This is a genomic window from Sphingomonas sp. CFBP 13603 (genome assembly GCF_014892665.1).
GTDB lineage: Bacteria > Pseudomonadota > Alphaproteobacteria > Sphingomonadales > Sphingomonadaceae > Sphingomonas.
This window is the reverse complement of record NZ_JADBIA010000005.1, coordinates 231,233-258,199: the sequence shown is the minus strand read 5'-3', so window position 1 is coordinate 258,199 and position 26,967 is coordinate 231,233. Positions and strand designations below refer to the sequence as shown.

Annotated in this window: 19 protein-coding genes; 15 read left to right on the top strand and 4 right to left on the bottom strand. The window is 64.4% G+C overall.

All coding sequences use genetic code 11. The annotated features are described in order from the left end of the window. Nucleotides 1–9: 9 nt before the first annotated feature. Nucleotides 10–1,809, top strand: coding sequence for a M14 family metallopeptidase (locus tag IFR23_RS10800; protein WP_192975887.1), 1,800 nt, complete (start codon nucleotides 10–12; stop codon nucleotides 1,807–1,809). Between the two features lie 73 nt (nucleotides 1,810–1,882). Here IFR23_RS10800 and IFR23_RS10795 read toward each other — a convergent pair whose 3' ends face one another. Further along, nucleotides 1,883–2,731: a hypothetical protein gene (locus IFR23_RS10795; RefSeq protein WP_192975886.1), complete on the bottom strand. Its 849-nt coding sequence runs from the start codon at nucleotides 2,729–2,731 to the stop codon at nucleotides 1,883–1,885. A 283-nt stretch (nucleotides 2,732–3,014) separates the two neighbouring features. Here IFR23_RS10795 and IFR23_RS10790 point away from each other — a divergent pair, with 283 nt between their 5' ends. Next, complete coding sequence (locus tag IFR23_RS10790; protein ID WP_192975885.1) at nucleotides 3,015–4,508, top strand: FAD/NAD(P)-binding protein; 1,494 nt, start codon at nucleotides 3,015–3,017, stop codon at nucleotides 4,506–4,508. Next, nucleotides 4,505–5,437: an AEC family transporter gene (locus IFR23_RS10785; RefSeq protein WP_192975884.1), complete on the top strand. Its 933-nt coding sequence runs from the start codon at nucleotides 4,505–4,507 to the stop codon at nucleotides 5,435–5,437. Before IFR23_RS10790 ends, IFR23_RS10785 begins: the two co-directional genes overlap by 4 nt. Before the next feature lie 82 nt (nucleotides 5,438–5,519). On the opposite strand, the gene IFR23_RS10780 is transcribed toward IFR23_RS10785, so the two are convergent. After that, the gene (locus IFR23_RS10780; RefSeq protein WP_192975883.1) at nucleotides 5,520–6,806 is read right to left on the bottom strand and encodes a glycoside hydrolase family 130 protein; all 1,287 of its coding nucleotides are present in this window, start codon (nucleotides 6,804–6,806) and stop codon (nucleotides 5,520–5,522) included. A 288-nt stretch (nucleotides 6,807–7,094) separates the two neighbouring features. Here IFR23_RS10780 and IFR23_RS10775 point away from each other — a divergent pair, with 288 nt between their 5' ends. Further along, nucleotides 7,095–7,460, top strand: a complete 366-nt coding sequence (locus tag IFR23_RS10775) for a DUF4440 domain-containing protein (RefSeq protein ID WP_192975882.1) — start codon at nucleotides 7,095–7,097, stop codon at nucleotides 7,458–7,460. A 261-nt stretch (nucleotides 7,461–7,721) separates the two neighbouring features. After that, nucleotides 7,722–9,620, top strand: coding sequence for an EAL domain-containing protein (locus tag IFR23_RS10770; RefSeq protein ID WP_192975881.1), 1,899 nt, complete (start codon nucleotides 7,722–7,724; stop codon nucleotides 9,618–9,620). Nucleotides 9,621–9,632: 12 nt separating this feature from the next. On the opposite strand, the gene IFR23_RS10765 is transcribed toward IFR23_RS10770, so the two are convergent. Beyond that, the gene (locus IFR23_RS10765; RefSeq protein WP_342344932.1) at nucleotides 9,633–10,496 is read right to left on the bottom strand and encodes a crotonase/enoyl-CoA hydratase family protein; all 864 of its coding nucleotides are present in this window, start codon (nucleotides 10,494–10,496) and stop codon (nucleotides 9,633–9,635) included. 338 nt (nucleotides 10,497–10,834) lie between these two features. Between IFR23_RS10765 and IFR23_RS10760 the strand changes: the two genes are divergently transcribed. The 4 genes from IFR23_RS10760 (at nucleotide 10,835) to IFR23_RS10745 (ending at nucleotide 15,157) form a co-directional block, all read left to right on the top strand. After that, a complete protein-coding gene (locus IFR23_RS10760) occupies nucleotides 10,835–12,445 on the top strand; it encodes an ATP-binding protein (protein ID WP_192975879.1) in 1,611 nt (536 codons plus the stop codon). Further along, nucleotides 12,442–13,050, top strand: a complete 609-nt coding sequence (locus IFR23_RS10755; protein ID WP_107962090.1) for a response regulator transcription factor — start codon at nucleotides 12,442–12,444, stop codon at nucleotides 13,048–13,050. The genes IFR23_RS10760 and IFR23_RS10755 overlap by 4 nt, the downstream gene beginning before the upstream one ends. Nucleotides 13,051–13,073: 23 nt before the next feature. Further along, entirely contained in the window at nucleotides 13,074–13,463 is a 390-nt protein-coding gene (locus IFR23_RS10750; protein WP_192975878.1) for a hypothetical protein, read from the top strand. 305 nt (nucleotides 13,464–13,768) lie between these two features. After that, nucleotides 13,769–15,157, top strand: coding sequence for an MFS transporter (locus tag IFR23_RS10745; RefSeq protein ID WP_244655597.1), 1,389 nt, complete (start codon nucleotides 13,769–13,771; stop codon nucleotides 15,155–15,157). Here IFR23_RS10745 and IFR23_RS10740 read toward each other — a convergent pair. Further along, a complete protein-coding gene (locus IFR23_RS10740; protein ID WP_244655596.1) occupies nucleotides 15,144–17,462 on the bottom strand; it encodes a glycoside hydrolase family 3 N-terminal domain-containing protein in 2,319 nt (772 codons plus the stop codon). The two genes, IFR23_RS10745 and IFR23_RS10740, sit on opposite strands and share 14 nt — an antisense overlap. 165 nt (nucleotides 17,463–17,627) lie before the next feature. Here IFR23_RS10740 and IFR23_RS10735 point away from each other — a divergent pair, with 165 nt between their 5' ends. The 6 genes from IFR23_RS10735 to IFR23_RS10710 all read left to right on the top strand — a co-directional run bounded on the left by IFR23_RS10735 (nucleotide 17,628) and on the right by IFR23_RS10710 (nucleotide 26,951). After that, nucleotides 17,628–18,695 (top strand): LacI family DNA-binding transcriptional regulator, encoded by a 1,068-nt coding sequence (locus tag IFR23_RS10735; protein WP_192975877.1) that lies wholly within the window; start codon nucleotides 17,628–17,630, stop codon nucleotides 18,693–18,695. Next, nucleotides 18,692–21,742: a TonB-dependent receptor gene (locus tag IFR23_RS10730; protein ID WP_244655595.1), complete on the top strand. Its 3,051-nt coding sequence runs from the start codon at nucleotides 18,692–18,694 to the stop codon at nucleotides 21,740–21,742. The genes IFR23_RS10735 and IFR23_RS10730 overlap by 4 nt, the downstream gene beginning before the upstream one ends. A 68-nt stretch (nucleotides 21,743–21,810) precedes the next feature. Then, the gene (locus IFR23_RS10725; RefSeq protein WP_192975876.1) at nucleotides 21,811–23,262 is read left to right on the top strand and encodes a glucoamylase family protein; all 1,452 of its coding nucleotides are present in this window, start codon (nucleotides 21,811–21,813) and stop codon (nucleotides 23,260–23,262) included. A gap of 247 nt (nucleotides 23,263–23,509) precedes the next feature. After that, a complete protein-coding gene (locus IFR23_RS10720; protein ID WP_192975875.1) occupies nucleotides 23,510–24,022 on the top strand; it encodes a GAF domain-containing protein in 513 nt (170 codons plus the stop codon). Beyond that, a complete protein-coding gene (locus IFR23_RS10715) occupies nucleotides 24,022–26,073 on the top strand; it encodes a putative bifunctional diguanylate cyclase/phosphodiesterase (RefSeq protein ID WP_244655594.1) in 2,052 nt (683 codons plus the stop codon). The genes IFR23_RS10720 and IFR23_RS10715 overlap by 1 nt, the downstream gene beginning before the upstream one ends. Nucleotides 26,074–26,558: 485 nt before the next feature. Next, a complete protein-coding gene (locus IFR23_RS10710) occupies nucleotides 26,559–26,951 on the top strand; it encodes a PaaI family thioesterase (protein ID WP_244655593.1) in 393 nt (130 codons plus the stop codon). The last annotated feature ends 16 nt before the right edge of the window (nucleotides 26,952–26,967 follow it).

Below are 26,967 nucleotides of genomic sequence, written 5' to 3'. Positions count from 1 at the left end.
GAGATCACCATGCGCTTGCCATCCTTCCTGTCGATCATTTTCGCCGTCCTGGCCGCGCCCGTCGTGCAGGCGCAGCAGGCGTCGCAGAGTCCCGAACTTCCCGCGTCCGTCCTGCCGCCGGCATCTCGCTGGTCGGGGACGAGCGAGCGGCTGATCGTCGCCAAGGACGATCCTTGGATTACGCCGGCGGAACGCACCGGCTTTGCGACGTCGCCAAGCTATGACCAGACCCGCGCCTGGCTGGAGCGGCTCGATGCCGCCTCACCGCTTGTTTCGATCGAGACGTTCGGGCGTACGGGTCAGGGGCGCGATATGCTCATGGTGCGTGCAAGCAAGGGCGGTTCGCGCAAACCCGTGGTCCTCGTCCAGGCCGGTATTCATGCCGGCGAGATCGACGGGAAGGACGCAGGGCTGATGCTGCTGCGCGACATCGCCCTGCGCGGGAAGGAGTCGCTGCTGGACCAGGTCGATCTGGTGTTCGTACCGATCTACAATATCGACGGACACGAAGCGAAGAGCCGCTGGAACTTCCCGGCGCTGCGCGGGCCGCGCGAGAAAGGCCTCGCCGTCAACGCCCGCAACATCAACCTCAATCGCGATTATGCCAAGGCGGATGCGCCCGAAACCCGCGCGATGATCGCGCTGCTGCAACGGCTCGATCCGGTCCTCTATGTCGACTGCCATGTCAGCGATGGCTTCGACATGCAGTACGACATCACCTTCACCTATGCCGGCTGGGGCCGCTATGCCTATCACCGTGCTACCGCCGACTGGCTGGCGGGGCGTTTCGGACCGACGGTTACCGCAGCGCTCGAACGCGGCGGCCATATCCCGACGCTGTATCCCAGCCCGGTCGACACGCGTCAGCCGGCGAGCGGTATCCGCCAGGCGCCCGAGGGGCCCCGATACTCGACCGGCTATGGCGATTTCATCGGCGTGCCGACCGTGTTGGTCGAAAACCACATGCTCAAACCCTATCGGCAGCGCGTACTCGGAACCTATGTCCTGCTGGAAGCGGCCCTGAAGCTCGCGGCAACGGACAAGGATCGCATCGTCGCGGCGAAGAGAAGCGACCGTGCCAGCCGCCCCGCCACCCTGCTGACGAGTTGGACGCGCGCGGCACAGCCGATCGGCTGGATCGACGCGTTCAAGGGCGTGGCGTTCGAACGATATCTTTCGCCGGCGACGGGCCGCATGGAACAGCGCTGGACAGGCAAGCCCATTACCTTCCGTATGCCGATCATCGGTCAGGAGCCGGTTAAGACGGTGACGCTGCCGATCGCCTGGTGGGTGCCGAAGGAGCAGGCAGAGGTGCTCGATCGCCTTCGTCTGCACGGCATTCGGTTCGACGCGATCGAGGCCCCACGCACCCTGACGCTCGACCGTACCCGCGTGGAGAACCCGGCCGTACAACCCGCGCAGGACGGCCGTTTGCCATTGAAGGCAGCGTTCCGGCACGAAACGGCGACGGAAACGCTCCCGGCCGGCACGATCCGCGTACCGTCCGATCAACCGCTTGGCTTGCTGGCCGCCGCACTGCTCGAGCCGGAAGCGCCGGACTCGTTCCTCGCCTGGGGCTTCTTTCCGGAGATGCTGTCGTCCCCGCCCGGCGCCGAAGCGTTCGTGCTCGCGCCGCTGGCCGAGGCGCTGCTCGCCCGGGACGACGGCGTTAGGGCCGAGTTCGAGGCGAAACTGAAGGCCGATCCGGCGTTTGCAACCTCCCCCGAGGCTCGCCTGGAATGGCTTACGGCCCGGCTGCCCGATCGTAGCGTATTTTACCGGACATACCCCATTCGCCGGGAACTTTAGGCAGTCGTCATCGGCGCGCGATCACGCCGGACGACACCTCGGCCAGCCCTGAAGCCATGGTATCGGATCAGCGCTACACATCGGGAGCGCCCTTCCCGAACCGCAGCCACGCGGCATGGATGAGCAAGGCAGTGACGAGGTCCTGGAAGAAAAATTGGCTGACGCTCAGCATTCCGATGATCGGGCCCCAACCGAACATCATCGCCCCGGTGCCGCGAACGAGGAGGATCAACCCGACATAGCGGATGAGCCCCGTTCGATCCCACGCGACGGCGCGCAGGGTAATGACGAAGCGTGCGACCAGGCAGGCGATCACCGTCTCGGCGAACAGCAGGTAACTCGGCACCAATATGTTGGGTCCGTATGGCACCAGATAGACATCCGGATGCATATGCCGCGCCGACCATGCGATGATCGGGGCGAGCAGTGACGCCAGCATCGGCCTGAGAACGATGAGGCTCGCCGCGGCCAGCGCGACCGCTGCCATGAACCGGAACGCAGTGCCGCGTAGAAACGACACGGCCATGACGGCAAGCGTACTCAGGATCACGTCATGGAGCGTCTCCTGGACAAACCCCGCGACCCCGCCGCCGAAGTCGGTCGTCGTCAGGCCGGCCATGAGCCCGGTGCGGAAAATGCCGTTCATCGTCGCGAACAGCATTCCGACGATCAGGCCACGTGCGAGACCGTGAAATCGACTCAGCCAAGGCAGTGCGGCCGCGGCCAACGCCACGAGCCCCAACGATTGCGCAATCGGATAAAGCAGCCCCAGCCTGCCAAGCCCCTGCGGGTCGGGAAAAGGCACCCAGAGCACCTGCAGCATCACGACGTGAATGCTGAGCGAGACGACTACGATCACCGCGACCGCGCCGGCTAACGCCACGAGGTTCGGGCGGACGACGCGTGGGTTGATGGTGGTCATATCGGTCGTGCTACCAGATCGATGGCACATTGATCCAGATCAAAAAGTTGAAGAACCCTTTGATTAATCTACGTAGTTCTCGGGCTCAGACCCTTTCCGTGTCGCATCGTCCGTGCCCGCGAGATGGCCGATGTTTCTAGCGAGGCGACGTACCATGGCGCTCCCGACCAACCGATTTTCGCAATTGATCGGCATGCCGCCTCGGTCCTGCTATTTTTTCCGTCCCTCGTGGCACTGAATAGCCCCCGCGCGTTGTCGCGGTTCCTTATGGGAGTGGGGTATCATGCCGAAAACACTGACTATTATCGGCATGGGTGCCTGTGGCGTCGCCGCATTTGCCGAAGCCGTGACGCGCCTGCGCTACGATCCGGGCGATGGCTGGACGATCCATTTGGTCGAGCGCGACGACCAGCTCGCGCGCGGGCTGGCGTTCGGTACCGAGCAGCCCGGGCATCTGCTGAATACCGAATCCCGGCTGATGGGACTTTACGACCGCGAGCCGGGTCATTTCCGGACCTGGCTCGAGGCTCGGCGCGCGGCAATGGGCACGCCGCTCGATCCCGATGGCGTGGAATACCCGCAACGGCGCGAGTATCGTGAGTACATGCATGACGTCTTCGAGCGCGCCTTGGAGGACGCACGCGCCGCCGGCATTCCGGTCGAAATCCATCGCGCGGAGGCTATCACGATCGACGGTGACCATTCCTCGGCGACGATAGAATTCTCGGACGGGTCCTCGATCGCGACCGACGTAGTCCTGTTGACGATCGGCACGCCCGATCCGGACAGGTTCGGCAACCTCGACGGCGTGTCGGGCTATTTCGACTCCCCCTATCCTTCGCATCGCATGACCGAGGGTATCGGCCAGCATCAGCCGGTCGTCATTCTCGGCAGCGGGCTCAGCGCGATCGATGCGGTGATGACGTTGCTCGACACCGATCATCGCGGTCACATCCACCTCGTTTCCAAGGAGGGGCTGTTGCCGCGCGTGGAGATCCCGGCCCCGGAGACCGGCTACGAACGCCGTCACCTCACGCTGGAAAACGTCCACCGCCTGATCCGCGAACGCGGCACCGCCTTTTCGGTCGTCGATCTTGTCCGTCTTTTCCGTATGGAAGCCGAAACCGCCCTGCGCCATCCGATCGATTGGCATGCGGAGGATCGCCGTGGTCGTGACGCAGAGGCTGCATTGTTGCGCGACATCGCCGCGGCCGAGGCCGAAGACGAGCCTTTCCAACGCATTCTCACAGCCGCTCGCCATGACTCGACCGCGATCTGGAATCTGTTGCGCGCCGTCGACCAGAAACGGTTCGGCAAATGGCTGGCGCCGCATTTCGCCGCCGCACGCTTCGTGACGCCGATGATCAACGCACGCCGTATCGCCGACGCCATGACGCGGGGTTTGCTCAGCGTACGCGGACTCGTCGACGAAACCGTCGCGGACGAGAACGGCAAAGGCTTCGTCGTCCGGTTCGAAAATGGCGAGACGCTTGCGCCGCCGATCGTCGTCAACGCCACCGGCCAAGCCACGACGCTGGAAGAGATGAAGGAGCCGCTGATCCGGGATCTGCTTGCAAAGGACTGGTTGCAACCGCATCCGGTAGGCGGCGCGATCGCGCACCGTGCCACCTGCCGGGTCATTTCCGCGACACGCGATGCACCGCGTCTTTATGCGCTCGGCCAGTTGTTGAATGGCGAACTGCGCGACACCAATGCCGTGTGGTTCAATGTCGAATGTGCGGGCCGCGCGATCGATGACATTCTGCGCCAACGATGAGCGCGCTCGGTAATATCGCATCGGCACTCCTGCCACTCTACGGCGTGATCCTGCTCGCATGGGCTTTCGGCAGCCGCGTTCCCTGGGCAGCAAAGCTGTTTTCGACGATCCTGGTCTTCGGCCTCATTCCGTTGCTCGTGATCGACAAGATGCTTGCCGCCGAAACGCGGCAGCTGATGGTGATCCCGCCAATGATGTTCTTGGTCGCGGCACTGATGAGCATCCCGGCGCACCGGCTGGCAAAGCGACTTGGCGACGACTTCGACCCAAAGCTGCTCTCCGCCTCTTTCTCGTTCTTCAACGTCGCGTTTTTCGGGGTTCCGGTCAGCCAGGCGCTGTTCGGGGACGTCGGCGTTTCAACCGTGATCTGCGCGTATATCGGCAGCGCGCTGTACGGCGACACGATCGGCTATTTCCTGATCGCCCGTACCAAGGAAGGCACCCGCAAGGCGGCGACCAAGGCGCTGCGCGTACCCGTCGTCTACGTCATCATCTGTGCTATCATCGCAAAATGGGCGGGTGTCACTATGCCCGAAGGGGCGGCTCCGATCGTATCGATAGCCGGCACGCTGGTCTCCGTCCTCGGCATGGCGGTAATCGGTCTCAATCTCGCGGAAACCAGCGGCGAGGATTGGCGACCAGCACTGATGGCGCGCATTCTCGCGATCCGGCAAGCAAGCGGACTGGTTCTGCTCGCCACCGCGCTCGCGGCGGAAGCGGCGTTCGTCGGCATATTGAGCCCTCGTGACCGCGTGATCGTCGGGCTTGTCGCGCTGTTCCCGATCGCCAGCAACGTGACCCTGTTCGCAACCCTTCTCGATACCAACCGCAAGGCAGCCGCAATCCTCGTCGCGCTGTCCAGCCTCGTATCGCTCGTGCTCGTTCTGCTCGTGGTCGGCATGTTCCATTCTGCGATACCGGCACGCTAATCGCGCGGTATCGCATGATCCCTCGCGGCCGTATCGACGCCATTGGCTCGCAGGGGGCGTTCGCCCTGCGCGCCAAATCGACTCAATCCGCCGTCATCACCGCCAGCAGGTCGTTCACATCCGCCACGGCGAACGCCGAATATTCGTCGCCGATCGCGTAGGGCAACAGGATGCGACGGTCCTTGATCAAGGCGCCGCAGCTGTAAGTGACGTTCGGCACATAGCCCCCGCGTTGCTCCGCGCTGGGAACCAGCAAGGGCGACGCGGTCCGCGCCAGCACCTTGGAGGGATCGTCCTTGTCGAGAAGACAGGCACCGATGCAATATCCCCGGACCATGCCGACGCCGTGGGTGAAGACGAGCCAGCCCTCGTCTATCTCGATCGGCGATCCGCAATTACCGAGTTGCACGAACTCCCACGGATACTTCGGCGCCATGATCGGCGCTCCGGTTTCCCACGTATAGAGATCGTCGGAACGCAGCAGCCAGATGTTTTCACTGTCCTGCCGGCCAAGCATGACGAACTGATTTTCGATCCGTCGAGGGAACAGCGCCATTCCCTTGTACCCGGTCATCGCCCCGGCAAGCGGCCTCATCTCGACCCGGCGCAAATCGACGCCGCGCAGGATTTCCTGTCGCGCATCCTTGCCGTCGAACGCCGTGTACGTCCCGATGATGCTGCGGACACCGTCGTGATCGGTGAAATTGACGAGTCGCAGATCCTCGATGCCTTGGCGCTGGCTGGGCAGCACCGGGAAGATGACCGTCTCCGACGCATCCTGACTATCCTCGCATAGCAGGCGGACCCAACCGTCGTCCTGACGCTCAATGCGAGGCGGTACGCCGTGGGCGCTGGGGGGATCGAGTACCAATCGGTCGCCGGGGCCCCATTCGCCGGTGCGGAACGTGATCGACGAAATATGTCCCTCGCCGATCCCCCGCAACGACATAACGAAGCGAACTGCGCCGGGCACCGACGCCTCTTCGTCCGCCAGCAAAACGATGCTGGGATTGAACAGCGCGGCGGACTCGAACGCGTATTCCTGGCTGAAATACGCGCCGATCAACAGCTTTTCGTCGTCGTTGAAGTCGCCTTCGCCGATGTCCTCGCGGACGTCTTCGAAGCGACGAAGCAATACCTGCTCGACGTTGCGATGGCGTTCGCGCATCGGAGTCAGCAACAAGTCGCGCATCCTTTCCCGCATCGTGTCGTCGAGTGCCCGAATGCGGTCCACCACGACCTGGCTGCGGGGTGGATGTCCGGCTTTGAAAGCCGAGGGATAGTCGAAGCTGAACGGCCGGATCACAGTGCGCGACGGATCGGGTTTCAACTCGACATCGAGCGTCGTGAAGACATCGGCAGCGTTCATCGGCATCGGCCTTTCTGATGTTTTAGCGAGCGAGCGCTCGCGATAAACAAGGTAACGATGCCGGGCCTCTCGCGATCCCGCACTCGCGTCGGGCCGACGCCTGGCCGGCAGGGCGCGTATCCCGGATGCTCACGAAGCCCTTTCCGCTCTCGATCTAGAGGTTGCGTCGGAGACGACGTTCCTGCCCGGCAACATAAGATGCTCTGGCAGTCGAAAGGGCGATTTCCAGCGGGCCGCAAGGAACGAACTCCATCGTCCCCGCGCTCGATAGCGAGAAGGAGACATGGAATGGACGACAATCGAGTATGGGGCTTCGAGGAAAGCCTATGGACCGGCGATGCCGAACAGTACCGCGCGCTGATCGACGACGAGTGCGTCATGGTTTTGCCGGAGCACCCCTTCGTGCTTACTGGCACGCAGGCGATCGAGGCAGTGGCCAATACGCCGCGCTGGTCGAAGGTGCAGTTTAGCGAGCAGCAGATCATACGCCCGCAAGAGGGCCTGATCGCGATCGCCTACAGAGCGGAGGCCAGCCGCGATGATTCGACCGGTTACACTGCGTATTGCACGACGACGATGCGGCGGTTGGAGCATGAAGAGTGGCGCGTCGTCCAACATCAGCAAACGCCTGCGCTGATCGCAAGCGCGGCATAAACCCCGACAATCGCTGAACACACGCGACGGTTTCGCGGTGGGGTCAATCCTTCCGTCCGCGAAACCGCCGCGGTGGTCGGGATACTCCCGGGGCAGGTAAAGACGACCACGCATACGGCACCGTTCGCGATTCCGCATTTTGTTCGAACCACCGAAAGATTTTGGTTTTTTTCACTTCACGAGTCCAAAGCCAGATTCATGAATGGTCTAATCTCTCGTTTGAGACAGCTTCGGCAATCCGATCAGGCGATCGCCGATGCCGTGCGCGAAACGCTTGTCGAGTCGCTCTATGCCTCGCCGAGGTCCCTGATAATCGGTGCGCTGACGAGCAGCGCCATCACGGCGACCGTATCGATCGTCAGCGGCGATCAAGCCATGGTGATCTGCGCAATCGCCATCGCGATCGTCGCGTGCATCCGCATTGCCGACGCCGTGCGTCTCGAACTTCGCGTTCCCAAGCGAGCCACGCCGAACAAGGCACCGGGTCGCCGTCGGGAAATCGTGTATCGGGTGGGGGCTCTCTGCTATTCGGCGCTGCTCGGTACGTTCGGGTTGCTCACGCTGCTGAATACGAGCGATGGCGTGCTGCAACTGCTCGCGGTGACGACGACGATAGGGTACGCCGCCGGGATCGCGGGGCGTAATGCAGGGCGGCCATGGATCGCGCTGGCACAGCTTTGTTGTGCGTCCCTCCCGCTGGCGGTCGGATTGATCGTCTCGTTCGATGTGCTCAAGATCGTTCTCGCGGTCGTCATCGTCCTGTTCGTCGTTGCGATGATGGACATCACGCTGCAGACGTACAGCGTCATCCTGAAAGCGACCCTGGCGTCGCGGGAAAAGGCTGCGCTGGCCGAACACCACGCGGCAATCGCCCGTCGCGACGACCTGACCGGCGTGGCCAACCGGACGGCGTTTCGCGAGCGATTCGAAGCTCGCCTGCGCGCGCTGGACGGCGGTAGCCAATGGTTGGCGATCCACTGGATCGACCTCGACCGGTTCAAGGAAATCAACGACTCGTTCGGGCATCTTGCAGGCAATGCGCTCCTCGTCTGCATAGCCGGTCGACTGGACGAGGCATTCGGGAGCGCGGGGATCGTAGCACGATTGGGGGGCGACGAATTTGCCGTAGTCTGTGAAATCGAACACCGGGATGCCGCAAACTCGATCGGACACAGGATCATAGAGTTGGTGGAGCGGCCCGTCGATCATGACGGGCGTCTGCTACGCGTTGGCGCATCGCTGGGGATCGCAATAGCGCCCGCCGACGGCGCCGATGCCGATACCCTGCTCAAAAACGCGGATCTCGCCCTCTACCGGGCAAAGGATACCGGACGGGGGCGTATGTGCTTCTACGAACCGCTTATGGACGAGAAGGTCCAGCGCAGCAGGGATCTGGCGTTGGAGCTGGCGGGAGCATTGGAACGGGGCGAGTTCCACGTGATGTACCAGCCTATCTTCGATCTTGCCGGCGAGCGCGTATTGTCGTGCGAGGCACTGCTGCGATGGACCAATCGTCGGCATGGTCCGATTTCGCCAGCCGAGTTCATTCCCATCGCGGAAGACAACGGTCTGATCGTCGCCATCGGCGGGTGGGTCATCCGCGAGGCGTGCAAGGCTGCAAGCGAATGGCCGGGTGACGTGCAGATTGCGGTCAATCTGTCGCCGATCCAGTTGCGGTCGGCCAATCTGCCAATGGTCATCATGGGGGCGTTGGCCGCGAGCGGCCTGCCCGCCGAACGCCTGGAGCTGGAGGTGACGGAATCGGTCCTGCTCGACGACATCGATGCGTCGCTCGCCGCGCTCAATGCGATCAACCGCCTCCACGTCCGCACGACGCTGGACGATTTCGGGACGGGCTATTCGTCGCTCAGCTACCTTACGAAATTCCCGTTCCAGACGCTGAAGATCGACCGCTCTTTCATCACCGACCTCGACCAAAGTCCCGCATCGGTCGCGATCGTTCAGACCGTGATCGAGCTTGCCGCCAAACTGGGCATGCGGACGGTTGCCGAGGGCATAGAGACGCAGGCCCAGCTCGATCAGCTACGCCGCACCCGGTGCGATGCGGTGCAGGGGTTTCTGCTCGCGCGGCCGATCTCGGCAAGCATGGTAACGTCCATGCTTGCCGGGAGTCGGCTCGAGGCGAATGGGCGGTCCTGAGTAACGAGCGCTTTACGCCGCCTTATCGAGCAATCGGGTCTGGGCACCGACCAGCCGCCGCATGAGCTTCAGGTCGGCCTCGCTGAGCCGGAGTGCCGCATCGGCCCAAAGGTCGACGACCGCCTCGAGTTCGCGCAGCGGTAGCGGATTCACCGATCGAGACGCCTCGTAGATGGCGCAGTGGCCACTATGCCGACGCCGGTTCTGTCGGATATAGGCCTCGACCTCGGCACGCCCCTGGCCGGGATTGGCGAGCGCATGGACGATCCCCAGGTCGTACAGTTCTTCTGCGGTGTAGGTCCTCCCGCTGAGGATCATCTGTTCGGCACGCGCCGCCCCCAGGCGTCGGGACAGGAAGCAGTGCGCCCCCATCCCTGGGAAGAGACCGAAATTCGTCTCGGGCAGCCCGAACTTCGTTCCGCGTTCGGCAATCACCACGTTGAACGACAGCAACGCCTCAAACCCACCCCCCAACGCGTCACCTTCGACCAATGCAATCGTGATGATCGGCTGCTCCAGACTGAGCATGTTCCGGTGGAGTATCCGGACGCACGCCCGCCCATAGCGCACCAGAGCGGCGCGATCCCCGTTGCGGATATGCGTCGCAAAGAGATCGAGATCTCCCCCCAGCGAGAAGACGCCGGGAAAGCGAGACCCGAGCACGACGTACCGGATCGGCATGGCTCCGGAAGATCGGGCTACCCAGATGTCGTTCTGCCACCCTGCGAACTCAACGAGCAAATCCGGGTTGAAGCTAGGTCGACTACGCTGTCGCATGTAGGTCCAGAGCGTATCGAGCTCGGGATCGAACCGCGTCTCCAGATCAACGAAGGCGAACGGCTGCTGGCCTAGAGGCGCGCGTAGGGGTTCGGTCACGGTTCCATGTCGCGACCCGTTTTCGTCCGCTGGAACAACAGGAGCAAACTCGATTGTCATAAACTGACGTCCTTCTTCACACACGGTGGTTCGTGCGCGAGAAGCTTAGAGCGACATCCGTTGGGATGTAGGCGGTATGATACCGCGACTATCGTTCAGCATCGTGGCGTCGGTGGACGGTCCAGCGCGTAGTTTCGGCAGCGGCCCACACCGGAACGGATCGGCATTCCGCTTCCGTTGATCGTGGCTCGGCTAAATCACCGCAGCGCGCCGTGGACACGGAATCCGGGAATTTCCCCGATAGTCTTCGAAGACCGGATGCGGCTAGGCAGGCGGCGATGCCTGCGCTTCGTCTCCCCACCCCGCTCGCGATACGCGCCGCAGTTCATGCAGCGGTACCGAGACCGGCCGATCTGCCGTGGCTGGTCGGTTATGCCGTAGCCTTCGTGATCGCGCACCATGTTGCGGCGGGCTGGGGCGGTCAGGGCTATTACTCGCTGCTCTATCCCGCGGCGGGTGTCCGTATCGCGCTCTTATGGAGCCGCGGACCGCGGTTGACGCTATCCATCGTCGCCACGGAGTTGGCGGTGCAGACTGCCGCGGGGATCATCGTGCCGGGGCAGCCGGACTGGCTCGCCGCCGCCGTGGGGGTCGCACGTCCCGGGCTCGTCTATGGCCTCGTCGTCTGGCTGGTCCGCTTTGTCGCCGCGCGCTCGCACTCCAGCCTCGGCGTTGCACCGATGCCGCTCGGTCTCGCCGCCGTCTCCGCGCCCATGGCGGTGGCGCTCGTCGCACTCCCCTGGTCGTTGCTCAGTCCCGAGCTTACCGGGGTCGTGGGCCTCCGCCAGACAATCGCATCACTGACCGGATTTGCGGTTGGCGACCTGCTCGGCGTGTTGCTGATCGCCCCGCCACTGCTTTGGGCAACCCAGGCGGTACAAGACGGGCGGCTGTCGCTGCATCGGCCGGCACTGCGGCAGCTTGCCGTGCTCGGCGAGGCCGGCGTCGTTCTCGGCGTGGCGATCGCGGCAAGCATGCTGCTCGCGCATATCGGCCTCGGCGTCCCCGCTACCCCTGCCTTGCTGGCGGTAGCGTGGATCGGGCTGCGCTTCGGGCGCACCATGGGCTGGTTGGCCATCCTGATCGTCGCCGCGATGGTGCTACCTTATACCGCCAGCGACATGCCGCTCGCAGACCGGCTGGAATTTCACATGAGCCTCGCGTCGATCGTGGTCGTCGGGTATCTCGCCGGCAGCTTCGCCGATGCGCAGGTTCGCGCGCAGATAGCCTTGTCGCGCCGCGATCGCATGCTGTTCCAGGCCGAGCGCTTGAAAACGTTGCGCGCGATGTCGGTCGCGGTGATTCACGAGATCAGTCAACCGCTCTCGACACTGGCGATCGAGGCCAAGCACCTTCACGAAATCACTGTCTCCACCGATCCGGACATCGCGCAAACCGCGGCCATCATCGATCGCAAGGCCGCCGCGCTATCGACGCTCGTGCGTCGCCTGCGCCGTTTCGGGGGCAGGTCGGTCGACGAGCCGAGCGCTCTACCCGTTTCCGCGCTGATCGAGACCGTTTCCGCACTGACCCACGCCGAGGCGAAGGCCGCACGGGTCGTGCTGGAGATCGCGCCCGTCGATCCCGACCTTATCATCATGGGACAAGAGATCGAACTGGCGCAGGCGATCGTCAATCTCGTCCGCAATGCCGTTCAGGCGTGCGACGGTCGTGTGACGTTGTCGGCCCGCCGCCACGACGACCAGCTTGAGGTGACGGTCGCGAACCGGTGCCCGGATCGTCGAGGACCGCAGCCCGGAATGGGAGTCGGTGCCCTGGTGGCGCGCGCGATCATCGAAGCGCATGGCGGTACGCTCGACCGGGTCACCGACGGCGACGGCACCGTACGCGCGACGCTTTCGCTGCAACTTGTAGGAGCCGTTGCATGACCCTGCGCGCCAATCAGAGCGCTGCTGGACCAGATGGTGCAGTCGTCTACGTCGTCGATGACGACCGCGATCTAGGCGCGGCGGTTGCGCGGCTGCTCGTGCGCCACGGTCATGCTGCAAAGCCCTTTCTGGACCCTGCGCCGTTGCTGTCCGTCTACACCGACGCGCCGGCGCATTGCATCGTCACCGACATCATGATGGGCGATCTCGATGGTTTCGGGTTTGCCGACCGTCTGCGCGCAATCGATCCCGCCGTCGCGATCGTCTTCATGACGGCTTGGCCGACGACCACCCATGCGGTGGATTCGGTACGTCGCCACGGCGGCCTCGATTATCTGGAGAAGCCGCTCGACGAACTCCGCTTGCTCGCCGCGGTCGACGAGGGGGTCGCCTGGTCGCGGCGCCAGCGCGACATCCGCGCCCGTACCGCGGCGCTGTCCGGGCGCGAGCGGCAGGTGTTCGATCTGCTCGTTCAGGGACACAGCAACAAGGCGGTCGCCGACCTCCTGACTCTCAGCCCCAAGACGATCGAGGATCACCGTGCCGCGATCGTCGCCAAGACCGGCACCAACGGACTTGCCCAATTGATCGCGCTTGCGCGGTGACCATCCCCCTTGCCGGAGTTTCTATGCCGATCAGGACCGCAGAAGACGAAACGCTGATCGAAGACGCCATCCTGGATCTGTTGGCGACGCGGCGCGAAATCTATCCGTCGCACATGGTCGGCGAGTTGCGGCGGCTCGATCCTGGCCTGCCGCTCGAACTTACCCACGACGTACTGGAACGCTTGTTCGCCGAACGTCGGGTCGCGCGGCTGTGGCATCGGTATATACTGCCCCGCGACGTGGATGCGGTCCGTACAAAATGGTTGGCAATGATCGAACGGCAGGCGAAGCGGATCGACGCGGATCCGTTCGATGCGGCGATGTCTCGGGACGCACGCGATCTCGTCACGCGGTGGGACGGCTGGCGAGTGAAGGGCTGCGACGCTGCCGCGCTCCCGACGACCGATCGATAAAACACCGCCCCGTCGACGCGCTGACACTGCATACTCCCCCCATTCCGCCGCAACGGACGGTCGCGTTATGGGTCGTCGCAAAACCCATCATATCTCCTGTCCAACGGACCCGTTAGCGGTCAGCGCCGATCGGTTGTCGGGAGGCCTACCGGTCTGTGCTACTCGGGGCTGAGATAGGAGGAGCACGCCTTGCCCTTGGTAAAATCGTGGCCCTTGGTCCCTCTGCTCGAAGTTCGTCGCCCAAGTGCGCCAAGTCCGGGTAGATCCATCAAGGGCAGCTCGACCGAGTTTGTCACGCTCGCCCGATGCGCCTGCCATCCCGGCCGGCGTATCCCGGAAAGCTCGTCGGGTGCTTCCCGACGATGAACGAGATATCGCAACGACGGTCTGATACGGCTGCCTTTCCCGGCAATCCTGCGACGATCCCGAGCCGGACACTCGTGCTGTTCAGTGCCGGCGACTTCGCGTTCAATCTCTATTGGCAGGCGATCAGCCTTTACCTGCTGTTCTTCTACATGGACACGCTGGCGTTGCCGCCTGCCACCGCCGGGCTGATCTTCATGATCGGCGCGATCTGGGACGGCGCCGCGGATTTCCTCGCAGGTGCGGCGGCGGAGCGGATGCGGCTTTCGTATCGTCGACTCGTCGGATGGGGCGCATTGCCGTTGGGCCTGGCGTTCGTCGCGATGTTCGCGGTACCGGCGGAGGCCGCGAAATGGGCACTGGCGACACAGTTGCTGTTCCGGACGCTCTACGCGTTCACCAATATTCCGTACGCGGCGTGGACGACGCGCGTGGCGCGGACCAGTCGGGAGCGGTCGCTGGTGGCCGGCTGGCGGATGGGGTTCGGCTCGGCCGCCGCTGCACTCGTCGCGCTGGCCCTGCCCTGGCTGGCGGAGCGGATGGGCAGCTATGGCGCAGCGAGCGCGCTGCTTGCCGCATTCGGCGTGCCGATTCTCGCGATCATGGCGTGGCGCGTTCCCGAGCCAATTCCCGCTGCCCTTCCCGTCGATCGCCCCACCATCAGCGCCGGACTGGCGACGCTCGCACGCAACCGGGCGTTCGTAGCGCTCAACATCGCCGCCGCTTTGGGTGGCGCGGCGACCGCGCTGACCTCTCAGTCGGTGCTGTACTTCTTCCGCTACGTCCTGCTCGACACCTCGGGCGGACCGCGCGCGCTGGCCGGCATGGCGCTCGCCAGCCTCATCGCCGTGCCGGTCTGGACTGCGCTGGCCCGTGCTTGTGGCGCGCGCGTCGCGTGGATCGGTGCGGGCGCATTGGCTCTGGTGTTGCCGGCCGTGTTCGCGCTGATCGCGGCCCCCGGCAGCATGGGAACCGCCGCATTCCTGCTGGCGATGCAGGCGGTGTTCATAGGATTTGCGCTCGCCGCATGGACGCTGCTGCCCGACGCGGTCGACTGGGACGAAGCGCGTACCGGCAAGCGGGTCGAGGCATTGGCGTTCGGCACGTTTGCGCTCGTGCAGAAGATCGCGCTGGCGGGCGCGGGGTTTGCGATCGGCGCGGTGTATCAGGCGAACGGCTTCGTGGCCGGCGCAGTACAAAGCGCGGACAGCCTGCACGCGATCCGCTGGCTGATGCTCGCCGGGCCCGCGGTGCTGATCGCGGCGATGCTGGTGGCGGTGGTCGCCATCCCACTTCGCCGCGATACGCTGTCGGGGTTCAGGCCAGCATAAACTGCCCTGAGACGCCTTCGGCCTGTGCCGATGGCGCGATCCAAACCTGGAACCGGCCGGACTCGACGGTCGGCTTGAGATCACGGCCGACGAACAGCAGGTCGCTGCGGCGGAGCGTGAACGCCACGACCTGCCGCTCGCCGGGTTTCAACGAGATCTTCCGGAACGCCTTCAGTTCGCGCACCGGCCGGGTAATGCTAGCGGCCACATCGCGGATGTAGAGCTGGACCGTTTCTTCCGCCGCCCGTGTGCCGGTGTTCGCGATCGTCGCGCGCACGGTCAGCACGCCGTCGCTTGCCACGATGCCGGTGCCGACGTCGAGACCCGAATACCCGATCGCGCCATAGGTCAGGCCGTGGCCGAACGCGAACAGCGCGTCGTTGGCGAATTCGCGATAATGCGCCTTGTATTCGACCAGCGGGCCCGGCGGATTGGGGCGGCCGGTGCTCTTGTGGTCGTAGTGATAGGGCTCCTGCCCGGTCGCATGCGGGAACGAGACCGGCAGGCGCGCGGACGGTCCGGTCTTGCCGAACACTATGTCCGCGATCGCCGGGCCGTCCTGCGAGCCGAGGAACCAGGTGACGAGAATCGCCGGCGCGGCGAGCACCGCCCCCCTGAGCGCCAGCGCGCGGCCGGTGCGGAGCAGGACGACGATCGGCTTGCCGGTGGCCGCGACTGCGTCGACCAGCGCCATCTGTGCGGGCGGGATAACGATGTCGGCGCGCGATTGTGCCTCTCCCGACATGCGCTGGCTCTCGCCGATCGCGAGCACGACGATATCGGCGGCTTGCGCGGCAGCGACCGCCGCGGGGATGCCGCCGGCCAGCGGACCGTCGACGCCCGAGCCAAGCGCGACACTGACCAGCGACGGATCCGCGACGGTCGCGCGGACTCCGGTCGCGAGGTCGACCGCCTCGGCATCGGTGCCGTAGACGTTCCACGGTCCGATCAGGTCGTGCTGTCCGGCTGCGAACGGACCGATCAGCGCGATCCGCTTGCCCGCGCGCGGCAGCGGCAACAGGCCGCCGTCGTTCTTGAGCATGACGATCGACTTCGCGCCGGCTTCACGCGCGAGCGCGAGGCTCTCACGCGTGCGGATGCGGGTCTTCTCGCGGCGTGGATCGATCCGGCGGAAAGGGTCGTCGAACAGTCCGAGCTGTACTTTCAGGGCGAACACGCGGCGGACGGCTTCGTCGAGCCGCGCCATCGGGACGTCGCCCGACGCGACCAAATCGGGGAGGTGCTTTAGGTAGAAGCCGCTCTGCATGCTCATGTCGACGCCAGCCATGAAGGCAAGCTTGGTCGCCTCGCGCGCGTCGGCGGCGAAGCCATGCGCGATCAGCTCCTCGTCGCCGGTATAATCGGAGACGACCAGCCCGTCGAAACCCCATTCGCGGCGGAGCACATCGGTCAGCAGCCAGGGATTGGCAGTGGCGGGGACGCCGTTGATCTCGTTGAACGAGGCCATGACCGTCGGCGATCCCGCGGCGAAGGCGGACTGGAACGGCGGAAAATACGTTTCGCGCAGCGTGCGCTCGGAAATGTCGACCGAGTTGTAGTCGAGCCCTGCCTCGGCCGCGCCATAGGCGGCAAAATGCTTGGCGCACGACGCGACCGCATCGGGTGCCGCGAGCCCGCGCTCGCCCTGGAACCCGCGGACGCGTGCCGCTGCCATCATCTTGCCAAGCAGCGCGTCCTCGCCGGCGCCCTCCACGCCGCGCCCCCAGCGCGCGTCGTGGGCGATGTCGACCATCGGCGCGAAGGTCCAGTCGATGCCGGACGCCGCTGCCTCGGCGCCCGCGGCGCGCGCGGTGAGCCGCGCCAACTCCGTATCGAAACTGGCGGCTTCGGCGAGCGGTACCGGGAACACGGTGCGCAGGCCGTGGATGACATCGGCCGCGAACAGCAACGGGATCTTCAAACGCGACTCGCGCAGGGCAACGGTCTGCATCCGCTGCGCCATGACCGCGCCGTTGCCATTGAACACACCACCAAGCCGCCCGGCCCGGACGTCGGCGAGTTGACTATCGAAGCTGGCGGTTCCGCCTGCCGGGTTGAGCGACGTCGCCGCGCCCCCTGCCCAGGCCGCAGCCATCAGCGTCAACTGCCCAGCCTTTTCGACGACCGTCATCCGACCGATCAGCGCCTCGACCGATGCGGGCAGCGCCGCGGCACCACCCCTCACCTGCTGAAGCAGCGCGCGCGCGGGACTCGCGGCCCAGGCCGTCGCCGCCGCGGCACCCATCATCATCGCCCGCCGTGAAATTGCCTTTGAAATCGCCTGTGAATTCGTTGCCGCCGTCATCCGCTCATCCCCATCCATGCCAGTAGCGATCGCTCCAGCCCACACCGGAAAGACGATCGTCGCAAGGTTCTTGATCCCTGCTTCTGGATCATGTAACCGGTTACATCAAGAACAAGATGCCGGTCGCAACACGCAGATCGGTGCCAGAGGGGATACTGACGCTTCATGCCGCACGCCACTGTCCGTGATATCGCCCGCGAAGCCGCGGTGTCGGTGGCGACGGTGTCGCGCGCGCTCAACGGGCACAGCAACGTGCGCCCCGAAGTCCGCGAACACATCGAAAGCGTCGCCTTGCGGCTCGGCTATGTCCCCCACGCCGCAGCGCGCCATCTAAGTTCGGCACGCTCGGGCATGATCGGCGTCGTCGTCCCCGACCTGCACGGCGAATTCTTCTCCGAACTGTTGCGTGGCATGGACCGCGAGGCGTCCGAGCGCGGCCTGTACTGCATGATGATGGTGATGCACGGCGATGCGCAGCGCGGCGTCGCGGCGCTGCACGCGATGCGCGGCCGGGTCGACGGGCTGGTGGTGATGGCGCCGCAGGTGTCCGCGGACGAACTGCTCGCGCACTTGCCTCGCGGCATGCCCGCCGTGCTGGTCAACTGCGCGCCGGGACACTCGGGTCGCACCGAACTGCGCATCGACAATGTCGCGGGCGCGTCGGCGCTGGTCGAGCATCTGATCGCGACTGGCCGGCGGCGGTTGGTCCATATCTCCGGGCCCGCGGGCAACATCGATGCCGACGAGCGCCTGCGCGGTGCGCAGGAGGCGTGCACGCGCGCCGGGCTTTCGCTCCGCGTGCTGACGGGCGACTTCAAGGAGCCGTCGGGCGCCGCCGCCGCCGCGCGCCTGATCGAGGAGGGCGCCGACATCGACGCGATCTTCGCCGCCAACGACATGATGGCGATCGGCGCGATGATGACGCTCAAGCGGGCCGGCATCGTCGTTCCCGACCAGATCGCGATCGCCGGATTCGACGACATCCCGCTGACCCGGCTCATCTCGCCGTCGCTGACCTCGGCGAGCATCGACATCGCCAGCTTCGGCGCCAGCGCGGTCGCGCGGCTGGTGAAGGCGATCGCGGGCGACGACGACGGCGGTGTCGAGCAGCGCGTACCGATCGTGATCGTCCGCGAATCCACCGGCCCGGCCAGCCACGGCCAGCACGGCCCGAATCTTTCCAACGTCCACAACAACAAACCCGAACAATCGGGAAAAGGGGAACTCCAATGACCAAGATTATGTTGCGCGCGGCGGTCGTCTCGCTGACGGCGCTGTCGAGCGGGCTGCTATTTGCGCCGACGCCGGCAGCGGCGCAGGTCGGCCAGGCCTCGCTGCGCGGCACGATCACCGCACCCGCCGACAATCCGGTCGTCGAAGTCACCGCGGTCGAGATTTCCACGGGCTTGCGGCGCACCGTGCCGGCAGACGCGAACGGCGCGTACAATTTCGCGTCGCTGCGCGCGGGCACCTATCGCCTCGAGATCAAGCAGCGCAATGGCACGCGCAATTCGGACGCGCTGACACTGCGCGTCGGCCAGGTGGCCGGCCTCGATCTCGATCTCGCAGCCGCCGGAACGCCCGCCCCCGCGGGTACCACCGGTGAAGCCACGCCCGGCGATACGCCCGCTACGGGGGCCGCGGCGGCTGGCGACGAGATCGTCGTCACCGGCAACCGCATCCGATCGCTGTCGGGTGGCCAGGTCGGCAGCGTCATCTCGTCGCGGCTGATCGAGCAGTTGCCGCAGAACAATCGTAACTTCCTCGCCTTCGCCGATCTCGCGCCGGGCGTGCGGTTCATCGAGGACGCAAGCGGCGCGTCGCGCATCCAGGGCGGCGCGCAGGACAGCCGCACCGTCAACGTCTTCATCGATGGCGTAAGCCAGAAGGATTACGTCCTCAAGAACGGCATCACCGGCCAGGATTCCTCGCCCGGCAACCCGTTCCCGCAGCTCGGCATCGGCGAGTATCAGGTGCTGTCGTCGAACTACAAGGCGGAATTCGACCAGGTCAGCTCGGTGGCGATCACCGCGGTCACCAAGTCTGGCACCAACGAGTTCCACGGTGAGGGCTTCTACGACTTCACCAACCAGAAACTGCGCGATCGCCGCCCGAGCGAGATCTTTCCGACCACGATCCCGAAGGTCGACACCAGCAACAAGCAGTTCGGCGCGGCGCTGGGTGGTCCGATCATCAAGGACAAGGCGCACTTCTTCTTCACTTACGAAGGCAAGCGCATCTCCAGCCCGTACGACGTGCGGCCCGAGAACGGCTATCCGATCTCGTCTATTCCGCAGCAATACCAGGATAATTTTGGCACCTTCGCGCTGCAGTTCAAGCAGGACCTGTATTTCGGCAAAATCGACATCGAGCCGACCGACAACGACCTGATCGAACTGTCGGGCAAATATCGCGACGAGTCGGGCATCCAGAACGCGACCGGCATCAATGCGGCCAGCACGTCGACGCTCAACAAGGTCGTCGACAAGCGTGGCCTGCTCCGCTGGCAGCACACCGGCAACCAGTGGATCAACGACGCGCGCCTGTCCTACGAGGACTCGCTGTTCGCGCCGACCCCCGCGACCGACGGCATCACACAGTTCTTCCAGGCGACGCAGCGGATCGGCAACGGCATCCAGCGCACCGACCTGCTCCGTGCCGGTGGCGGCGGCAACTTCCAGACCAAGGGCCAAAAGGGCTGGACGATCCAGGACGATTTCACATTCACTGGACTTCAGGGGCACACGATCAAGGTCGGTGCCAAGGCGAAGTGGGTGAAGCTCAACACGCTCGAGCAGAACCTGACGAACCCGGAATATACCTATGACGTCAACGCGATCCCCGGCGTCGCCTTCAACGATGCGCTGCCGTACAAACTTCAGTTCGGGGCAACCGGCGCGGCGGGGCAGGCCAATGTCCGGTCGAACAATTTCCAGATCGGTTTCTACGCGCAGGACGACTGGGATATCACCAGCCACCTGACGCTCAATCTCGGTCTGCGCTGGGATTACGAGCGCACGCCGTCCTATCTGGACTACGTCACGTCGGCCGAGAATATCGCGGCGGTATCGCCAGATAACTACCCCAACCTCAACAAAGCCGACTACGACATCAACGACTATATCTCGAACGGCAATGACCGGAAGGCGTTCAAGGGCGCGTGGCAGCCGCGGCTTGGCTTTACCTACCGCTTCGACGAAGCCGGACGCTTCTCGATGTTCGGTGGCTATGGCCGGTCGTACGATCGCAACCAGTTCGACTTCCTCCAGCAGGAAGCAAGCCAGGGCGCGTACCAGGTCCGCACGTTCAACTTCATCGGCAACGATTCGCTCAACCCCTGCATCCCCAGCCAGACCTGCATCGCGTGGAACCCGGTCTATCTGACCGCGGCCGGACGCCAGCAGCTGGCCAGCGCGGCCATCGGCGGCGGGCGCGAGTTCCGCTTCCTCAACAACGATCTCAAGGTGCCGTATTCGGACCAGTTCAGCCTCGGCATGCGCGGTCGCTTCTCGCCGGTCGAACTCGAGGTCGGCTACACGCATATCGCCAGCCGCGACGGGTTCGCCTTCCTGCTCGGCAATCGCCGGCCCGACGGCTCGTTCTTCTTCAACGATCCGGCCGATCCCGGTGACGTGCCGCAGTCGCCCTTCTCGTTCTCGCCAAACGGCTATGGCTCGATCATCCTCGGCACGAACGGTCTCAAGACGAACTCGGATGCGGTCTATTTCAAGCTGACCAAGACCTATTCGGCGGCTTCGCCGTGGAGCATCGATGCGACCTACACCTACACGCAGGCCGAAGAGACGGGGAAATTCGGGGACACGTATCTGCTCGATTATGCGCAGCTCTCGGATTACCCGATGCTGCGCTCGTCGGGCGTGCCGCAGCACCGCTTCGTGATCGCGGGCAGCGTCGATACGCCGATCGGTGTGACCTTCTCGACCAAGTTCCAGATCGAGTCGCCGATCTATTTGAAGGCATTCGTCGACCGGTCCGATCCCTTCTCACGCGAACTGGTCGGACGGCAGGCGGACAGCTTGGGCGATCTCTGGGGCCGCCGACAGCTGGACTTCGCGTTCACCAAATATGTGCCCGTCGGCTTCATCACCGAACAGGCGAGGGTCCGCATGCGGCTCGATATCCTGAACGTGATGAACGACCGCAATTACACCGACTTCAACAACAGCCCGCTCGATCCGAACTACGGACAGCGATCGACCTACAGCACGGGCGGCAACGCGCCGCGCACGATCAAGCTGTCTGCGGGCTTCTCGTTCTAGAACCCGTTGGCGGGACGCGGCATGACCGCGTCCCGCCCCTGTTCGCGTATCAGTAACCGAAGGACGTCATGATCGATCGCAGGCAGTTGCTGGGCCGCACTTCGTTGGGCTTGGCAGGACTTATGGCCGGCTGCGCGATGCCGTCCGCTACCCGGCTCGGTAGCGTGGCAGGTGGCGCGAAGGGCACCGCTACGGGCACGGCGATGCCGACCGCGCTGCTTGCCGATCTGCACGAACGCAGTTTTCGGTTCTTCTGGGATACGACCGACCCCACGACTGGGCTGGCCCCCGATCGCTGGCCGACGCCGTCGTTCGCGTCGATCGCCGCGGTCGGGTTCGCGCTGACCGCCTATCCGATCGGCGTCGTCAACGGCTGGATCACGCGCGACGAGGCACGCACCCGGACGCTTACCACGCTAGAATTCTTCGCCGCCGCGCCGCAGGGCGACAGCAAGAGCGACGACAGCGGCTACAAGGGGCTGTTCTACCACTTCCTCGGCACCACCAAGGGGCACCGGTTCGCGCGCGCGGAACTGTCGACGATCGACACGGCGCTGCTGATCGGCGGCGTGCTGTTCGCGCAGAGCTGGTTCGACTCGGATCATCCCGGCGAAGTGCGAATCCGTGCGCTCGCGGACCAGCTCTATGCCGCGATCGACTGGAGCTGGATCGTGCCGCGCCCGCCGTTCATGTCGATGGGCTGGCACCCCGAGAGCGGGTTCATCGCACACGACTGGAACATCTATAACGAGGCGCTGCTGCTGTACGTGCTGGCGCTGGGATCGCCGACGCACGCCTTGCCCGCCGAAACCTGGGATGCATGGACCGATCGCTTCGACACGCAGTGGACCGACAAATGGGGTGGCGAGCCGCACATCCATTTCGCGCCGCTGTTCGTGCATCAATACAGCCATTGCTGGATCGACTTCCGCGGCATCCGCGATCGCTACATGGCGAAGAAGGGCATCGATTATTTCGAGAACAGCCGCCGTGCGGTGCGCGCGCAGCGGGCCTATGCGATCGCCAATCCGGGCGGCTGGAGCGGCTATGGCCCCGACGTCTGGGGGCTGACAGCCTGCGACGGGCCGGGCGACTTCACGATCGACCTCGGCGGGCGCAAGCGCGAATTCTTCAGCTATTCCGCGCGCGGGCCCGACGATCGCGACGACGGTACGCTGGCACCGACAGCAGCCGCGGCATCGATCGCGTTCGAGCCGGAACTGGCACGCCGTGCGATCGAGACGATGCACGGGCGCTACCGCACGCAGATCTACGGCAAATACGGATTTCTCGACTCGTTCAATCCGACGCTGACGGCAGCGGCGATGCCGTTGAAGCATGGCAGCATCGATCCGAAGATGGGCTGGGTCGACAACGACTATCTCGGGATCGACCAGGGCGCGATCGTCGTGATGATGGAGAATTGGCGGACCGGTCTGGTCTGGACGACGATGCGCGGCAACCCGCACATCCGCCGCGGTCTGCAACGCGCTGGCTTCGCAGGCGGTTGGCTGGCTTGATCGTCGGCAGCGCGAAGGATGATCGCCGCAGCGCAGTTCTCTCCATGGCCAGCCCATAGCGACCAGCGATGCCGGCAATCAATGCGTGCGTCATCTTATAAGTAGCTGCCACGTCAGGGACTTTCAGGCCGACGAGTGACGCTGCGATTTCATCGCGCACCGCCATCCGTTCGCGCAGACCGATTACCAATCCTAAACAGTTTGATTGGATATGTCGGCGGTTAGCTAACGCCGTGGTGGTCCGTCGATGTTCAAAAATCTCTTTCAGGAGCGTCGGCGCTCCCATGCCGTGAAGCGGCTCGGTGTTCTGGATACGTTACCTGAACCGGCATTCGATCGGTTCGTCCATCAAGCGGCTTTATCGTTCGACGCGCCCATCGCCGTGCTGTCCGTGATCCACAGCGACGACCAATGGTTCAAGGCTGCCGTGGGGATGGCGGTAACCTGCATACCTCGTGATAATGGTTTCTGCGGGCACACGCTGGACCATCCAGGCGTGCTGGAATGTTGCCATCCCGAAGTCGATCCCCGCTTTGCCGATTTTTCGATCGTTACCGGAGACCCGTTCGTTCGCTACTATATCGGCGCCCCGCTCACGCTTCTGAACGGTGTCGATGTCGGTGCGCTCTGCGTACTCGACACCGTGACACGCCCCCCCTCCTCGCCCGACCAGCGCGCCTACCTCCTGGGCCTGGCGCGCCAGGCATCGATGGCACTGGAAGCGCGTGGCGACCTGTGGCGCGAAGGTAGCGCGGCATGATGAAGATCGCGCTTTGCATCACGCAGGATCATGATCTGCGGCTCGTCATGGTTGCCCTCGCCGTATGCCTGATCGGCTCGGCTGCGACGGTGCAATTGTTCGGCCGGATCCGGTCGGCGATGGGATACAGCCGGCTCGGCTGGGTCCTGCTGACCGCGGTCAGCACCGGGACCATGGTCTGGTCGACGCATTTCGTGGCGATGATGGCCTTCCGCACGCAGGCCCCGGTGGTACTCGATCCGATCCTGACCTTTGCCTCGCTGCTTCTGGCGATCGTCGTCGCCGTTCCCGGACTCGCACTCGCGGCGATGCGGCAACGTTGGACGGGTATCGCCGGTGGCGCGATCATCGGCGTGGCGGTGTCGGCGATGCACTATCTCGGCATGTCGGCGTACCGGATCGACGGAATCGTCACGTGGGACTGGAGATACGTTCTCGCTTCGATCGTCCTTTCGGCGGTGCTCTCCGCGGCTGCGTTTCACATCCTGAAACGCGCTGGCCGATGGCGGCGGGCACGCGCTGGCGGGATGCTGGGATTGAGCGTTGCGGTGCTGCATTTCACCGGCATGGCGGCAATGAACATCGCTGTTCTGCAACTCGGCGACGGCCTGTCCGACGGAACGCTGTCCGCTCTGGGGATCACGACCGCGATCGCCGCGCTGCTCGTGGTCGGATGCGCCGCGCTCAGCGCGTTGATCGACGGACATAGCCAGGACGAATCCTATCGACGCCTCAGGCGGATGGCGTTGCATGACGGCCTGACCGACCTGCCCAACCGCATGAGCTTCAACGAAGAGCTTGGTCGACGACTGGGATTGAAGTCCGGACGCCCTTGCATGGCGATCGTCATGATGGACCTGTCGCGCTTCAAGGCGGTCAACGATACCTATGGGCATCAAGCCGGCGACCAACTGCTGATCGCTCTGTCCACGCGGTTCGTTGCAGCCCAGCGGCGTGGCGAAAGCATCGCTCGCCTTGGCGGTGACGAGTTCGCTGCCTTGATCTCCTACGACACTCCGTCCGACCTGGCCGACTTCCTCGATCGTCTGCGCGCGACGTTCACGGCCCCTTTCGAGTTCGAGCGGTTCACCGCGTCGGTCGGGGCAAACATCGGTGTGGCCTTGGCGGTCCATGACGGGCTCGACGCCGATACGCTTCTCGCGAAGGCGGATCTGGCGATGTACCGCGCCAAATCGCTGCACTCCGACGAGCCATGTTACTACCAGGCCGAGATGGATGACGCAGTCCGCGATCGACGCGAACTTGCCAGCGACCTCCGTAGCGCGGTCGCCGCCGGCGCATTCGAACACCATTATCAAGTCCAGGCCTCGGTCGCGACCGGCGAAATCACCGGTTACGAAGCGCTGATCCGCTGGCACCATCCGACGCGCGGTTCGATCTCGCCAGCAACGTTCATTCCGGTAGCGGAGGAAAGCGGGCAGATCGTGCCGCTGAGTATCTGGGTCCTGCGCCAAGCCTGTTTCGAAGCCGCCCTCTGGACCAATCGCCACATGGTTGCGGTGAACCTGTCACCGCTGCATCTGTCAGACCCTCAACTGGTCGAGACGGTGCGGTCCGCGCTCGAAGACAGTGGCCTGCCGGTCGAACGGCTCTCGCTGGAATTGACGGAAAGCGCCATCATCCACGACCGCGACTTCGCCCTGAACCAGCTTCGTCAGTTGAAGGCTATGGGCATCGCCCTGGCACTGGACGACTTCGGCGTCGGATACTCTTCGCTCGACGTTCTGCGCTCGTTTCCGTTCGACAGGATCAAGCTCGACGCGTCGTTTGTCGCGGAAATCGAGCATAGCGAGCAGGCAGTCGCCATCCTGCGGTCCGTCACCGCGCTCGGCTCCAGCCTGGATATGCCGGTCCTTGCGGAAGGGATCGAGCAACCGGCGCAATTGTCCATCGTCACGCGGGAAGGATGTGGCGCGATCCAGGGTTATCTGATCGGCAAGCCCTCACGCACCCTGGCGAACCCGGACCATGTCCGCCGAGCCATGCTGTTGGCACCCCGGGACTTGGGTACGGAGCAAGCCTTCGGTTGAACGCGAACACCGCACCGGGCGGTTTTGCAGCCTGCCGCCACCAGGCATGAAAGGAGAGATCAAATCGGGTGGGTTCGATCTCAACGGTTCGCGGTCGCCGCCCTACACCGTCCATAAGCTGCTTGCCGGTTTGCTCGCCGTGCAAGGCACCCCGGGGCAACGCACAGGCGCTTGAATCCGAAAGATCCTGCGGCACGCTGGAGCATTACCAGTATAGTACCACGCTTGCAGGACCGATCCGGCCATGATAATGGGTCGCAATAACGGTTTGAAGGATATGCTCGTGCTAGTCCGCGATTCGGGTCGGAAACCCAGGCCGTTACAGCAATACGCGCTCCGTGTTCGGTCCAGACTCTCCGTCGCCAGCCTCGGCGTAGTGCGCGCCCTGCCCCGAAGTCCGACTGAATCGTATTAGCGGGTAGCATGACGGCGTTTGCCCCCGGCGCTGTACGAGACATGCCGGCATCGCGGCCTTGCGCGCAATGATGTCCGGTAACGCGTCGCCCAGGATCAATCGGACGCTCGGCTTTGCACTGATCACAGTCGAAGACGGCATGGTCGTGTTCGAAGGCCATCCTGACCAGCGGGTCCACACGCGGATCGGCACGGTACATGGTGGCTACGCAGCCACGATGCTCGATAGCGCATGTGGCTATGCGGTCCATTCGCAACTCGACGCTAGCCAGGGCTACACGACGCTCGAACTGAAAATAGCGCACCACCGACCGCCGACGTACGAAAGTGGCCCCGTTCAGGCGGAAGGCCGCGTCATCTCGATCGGGCGCACCACCGCGTTTGCCGCTGGCCGCCTGTTCGACCGTCACGGCCGCCTTTGCGCCACAGCGACATCGACCATCTTGATTTTCCCCCTCGAATGACAGGCGATGATGCCTG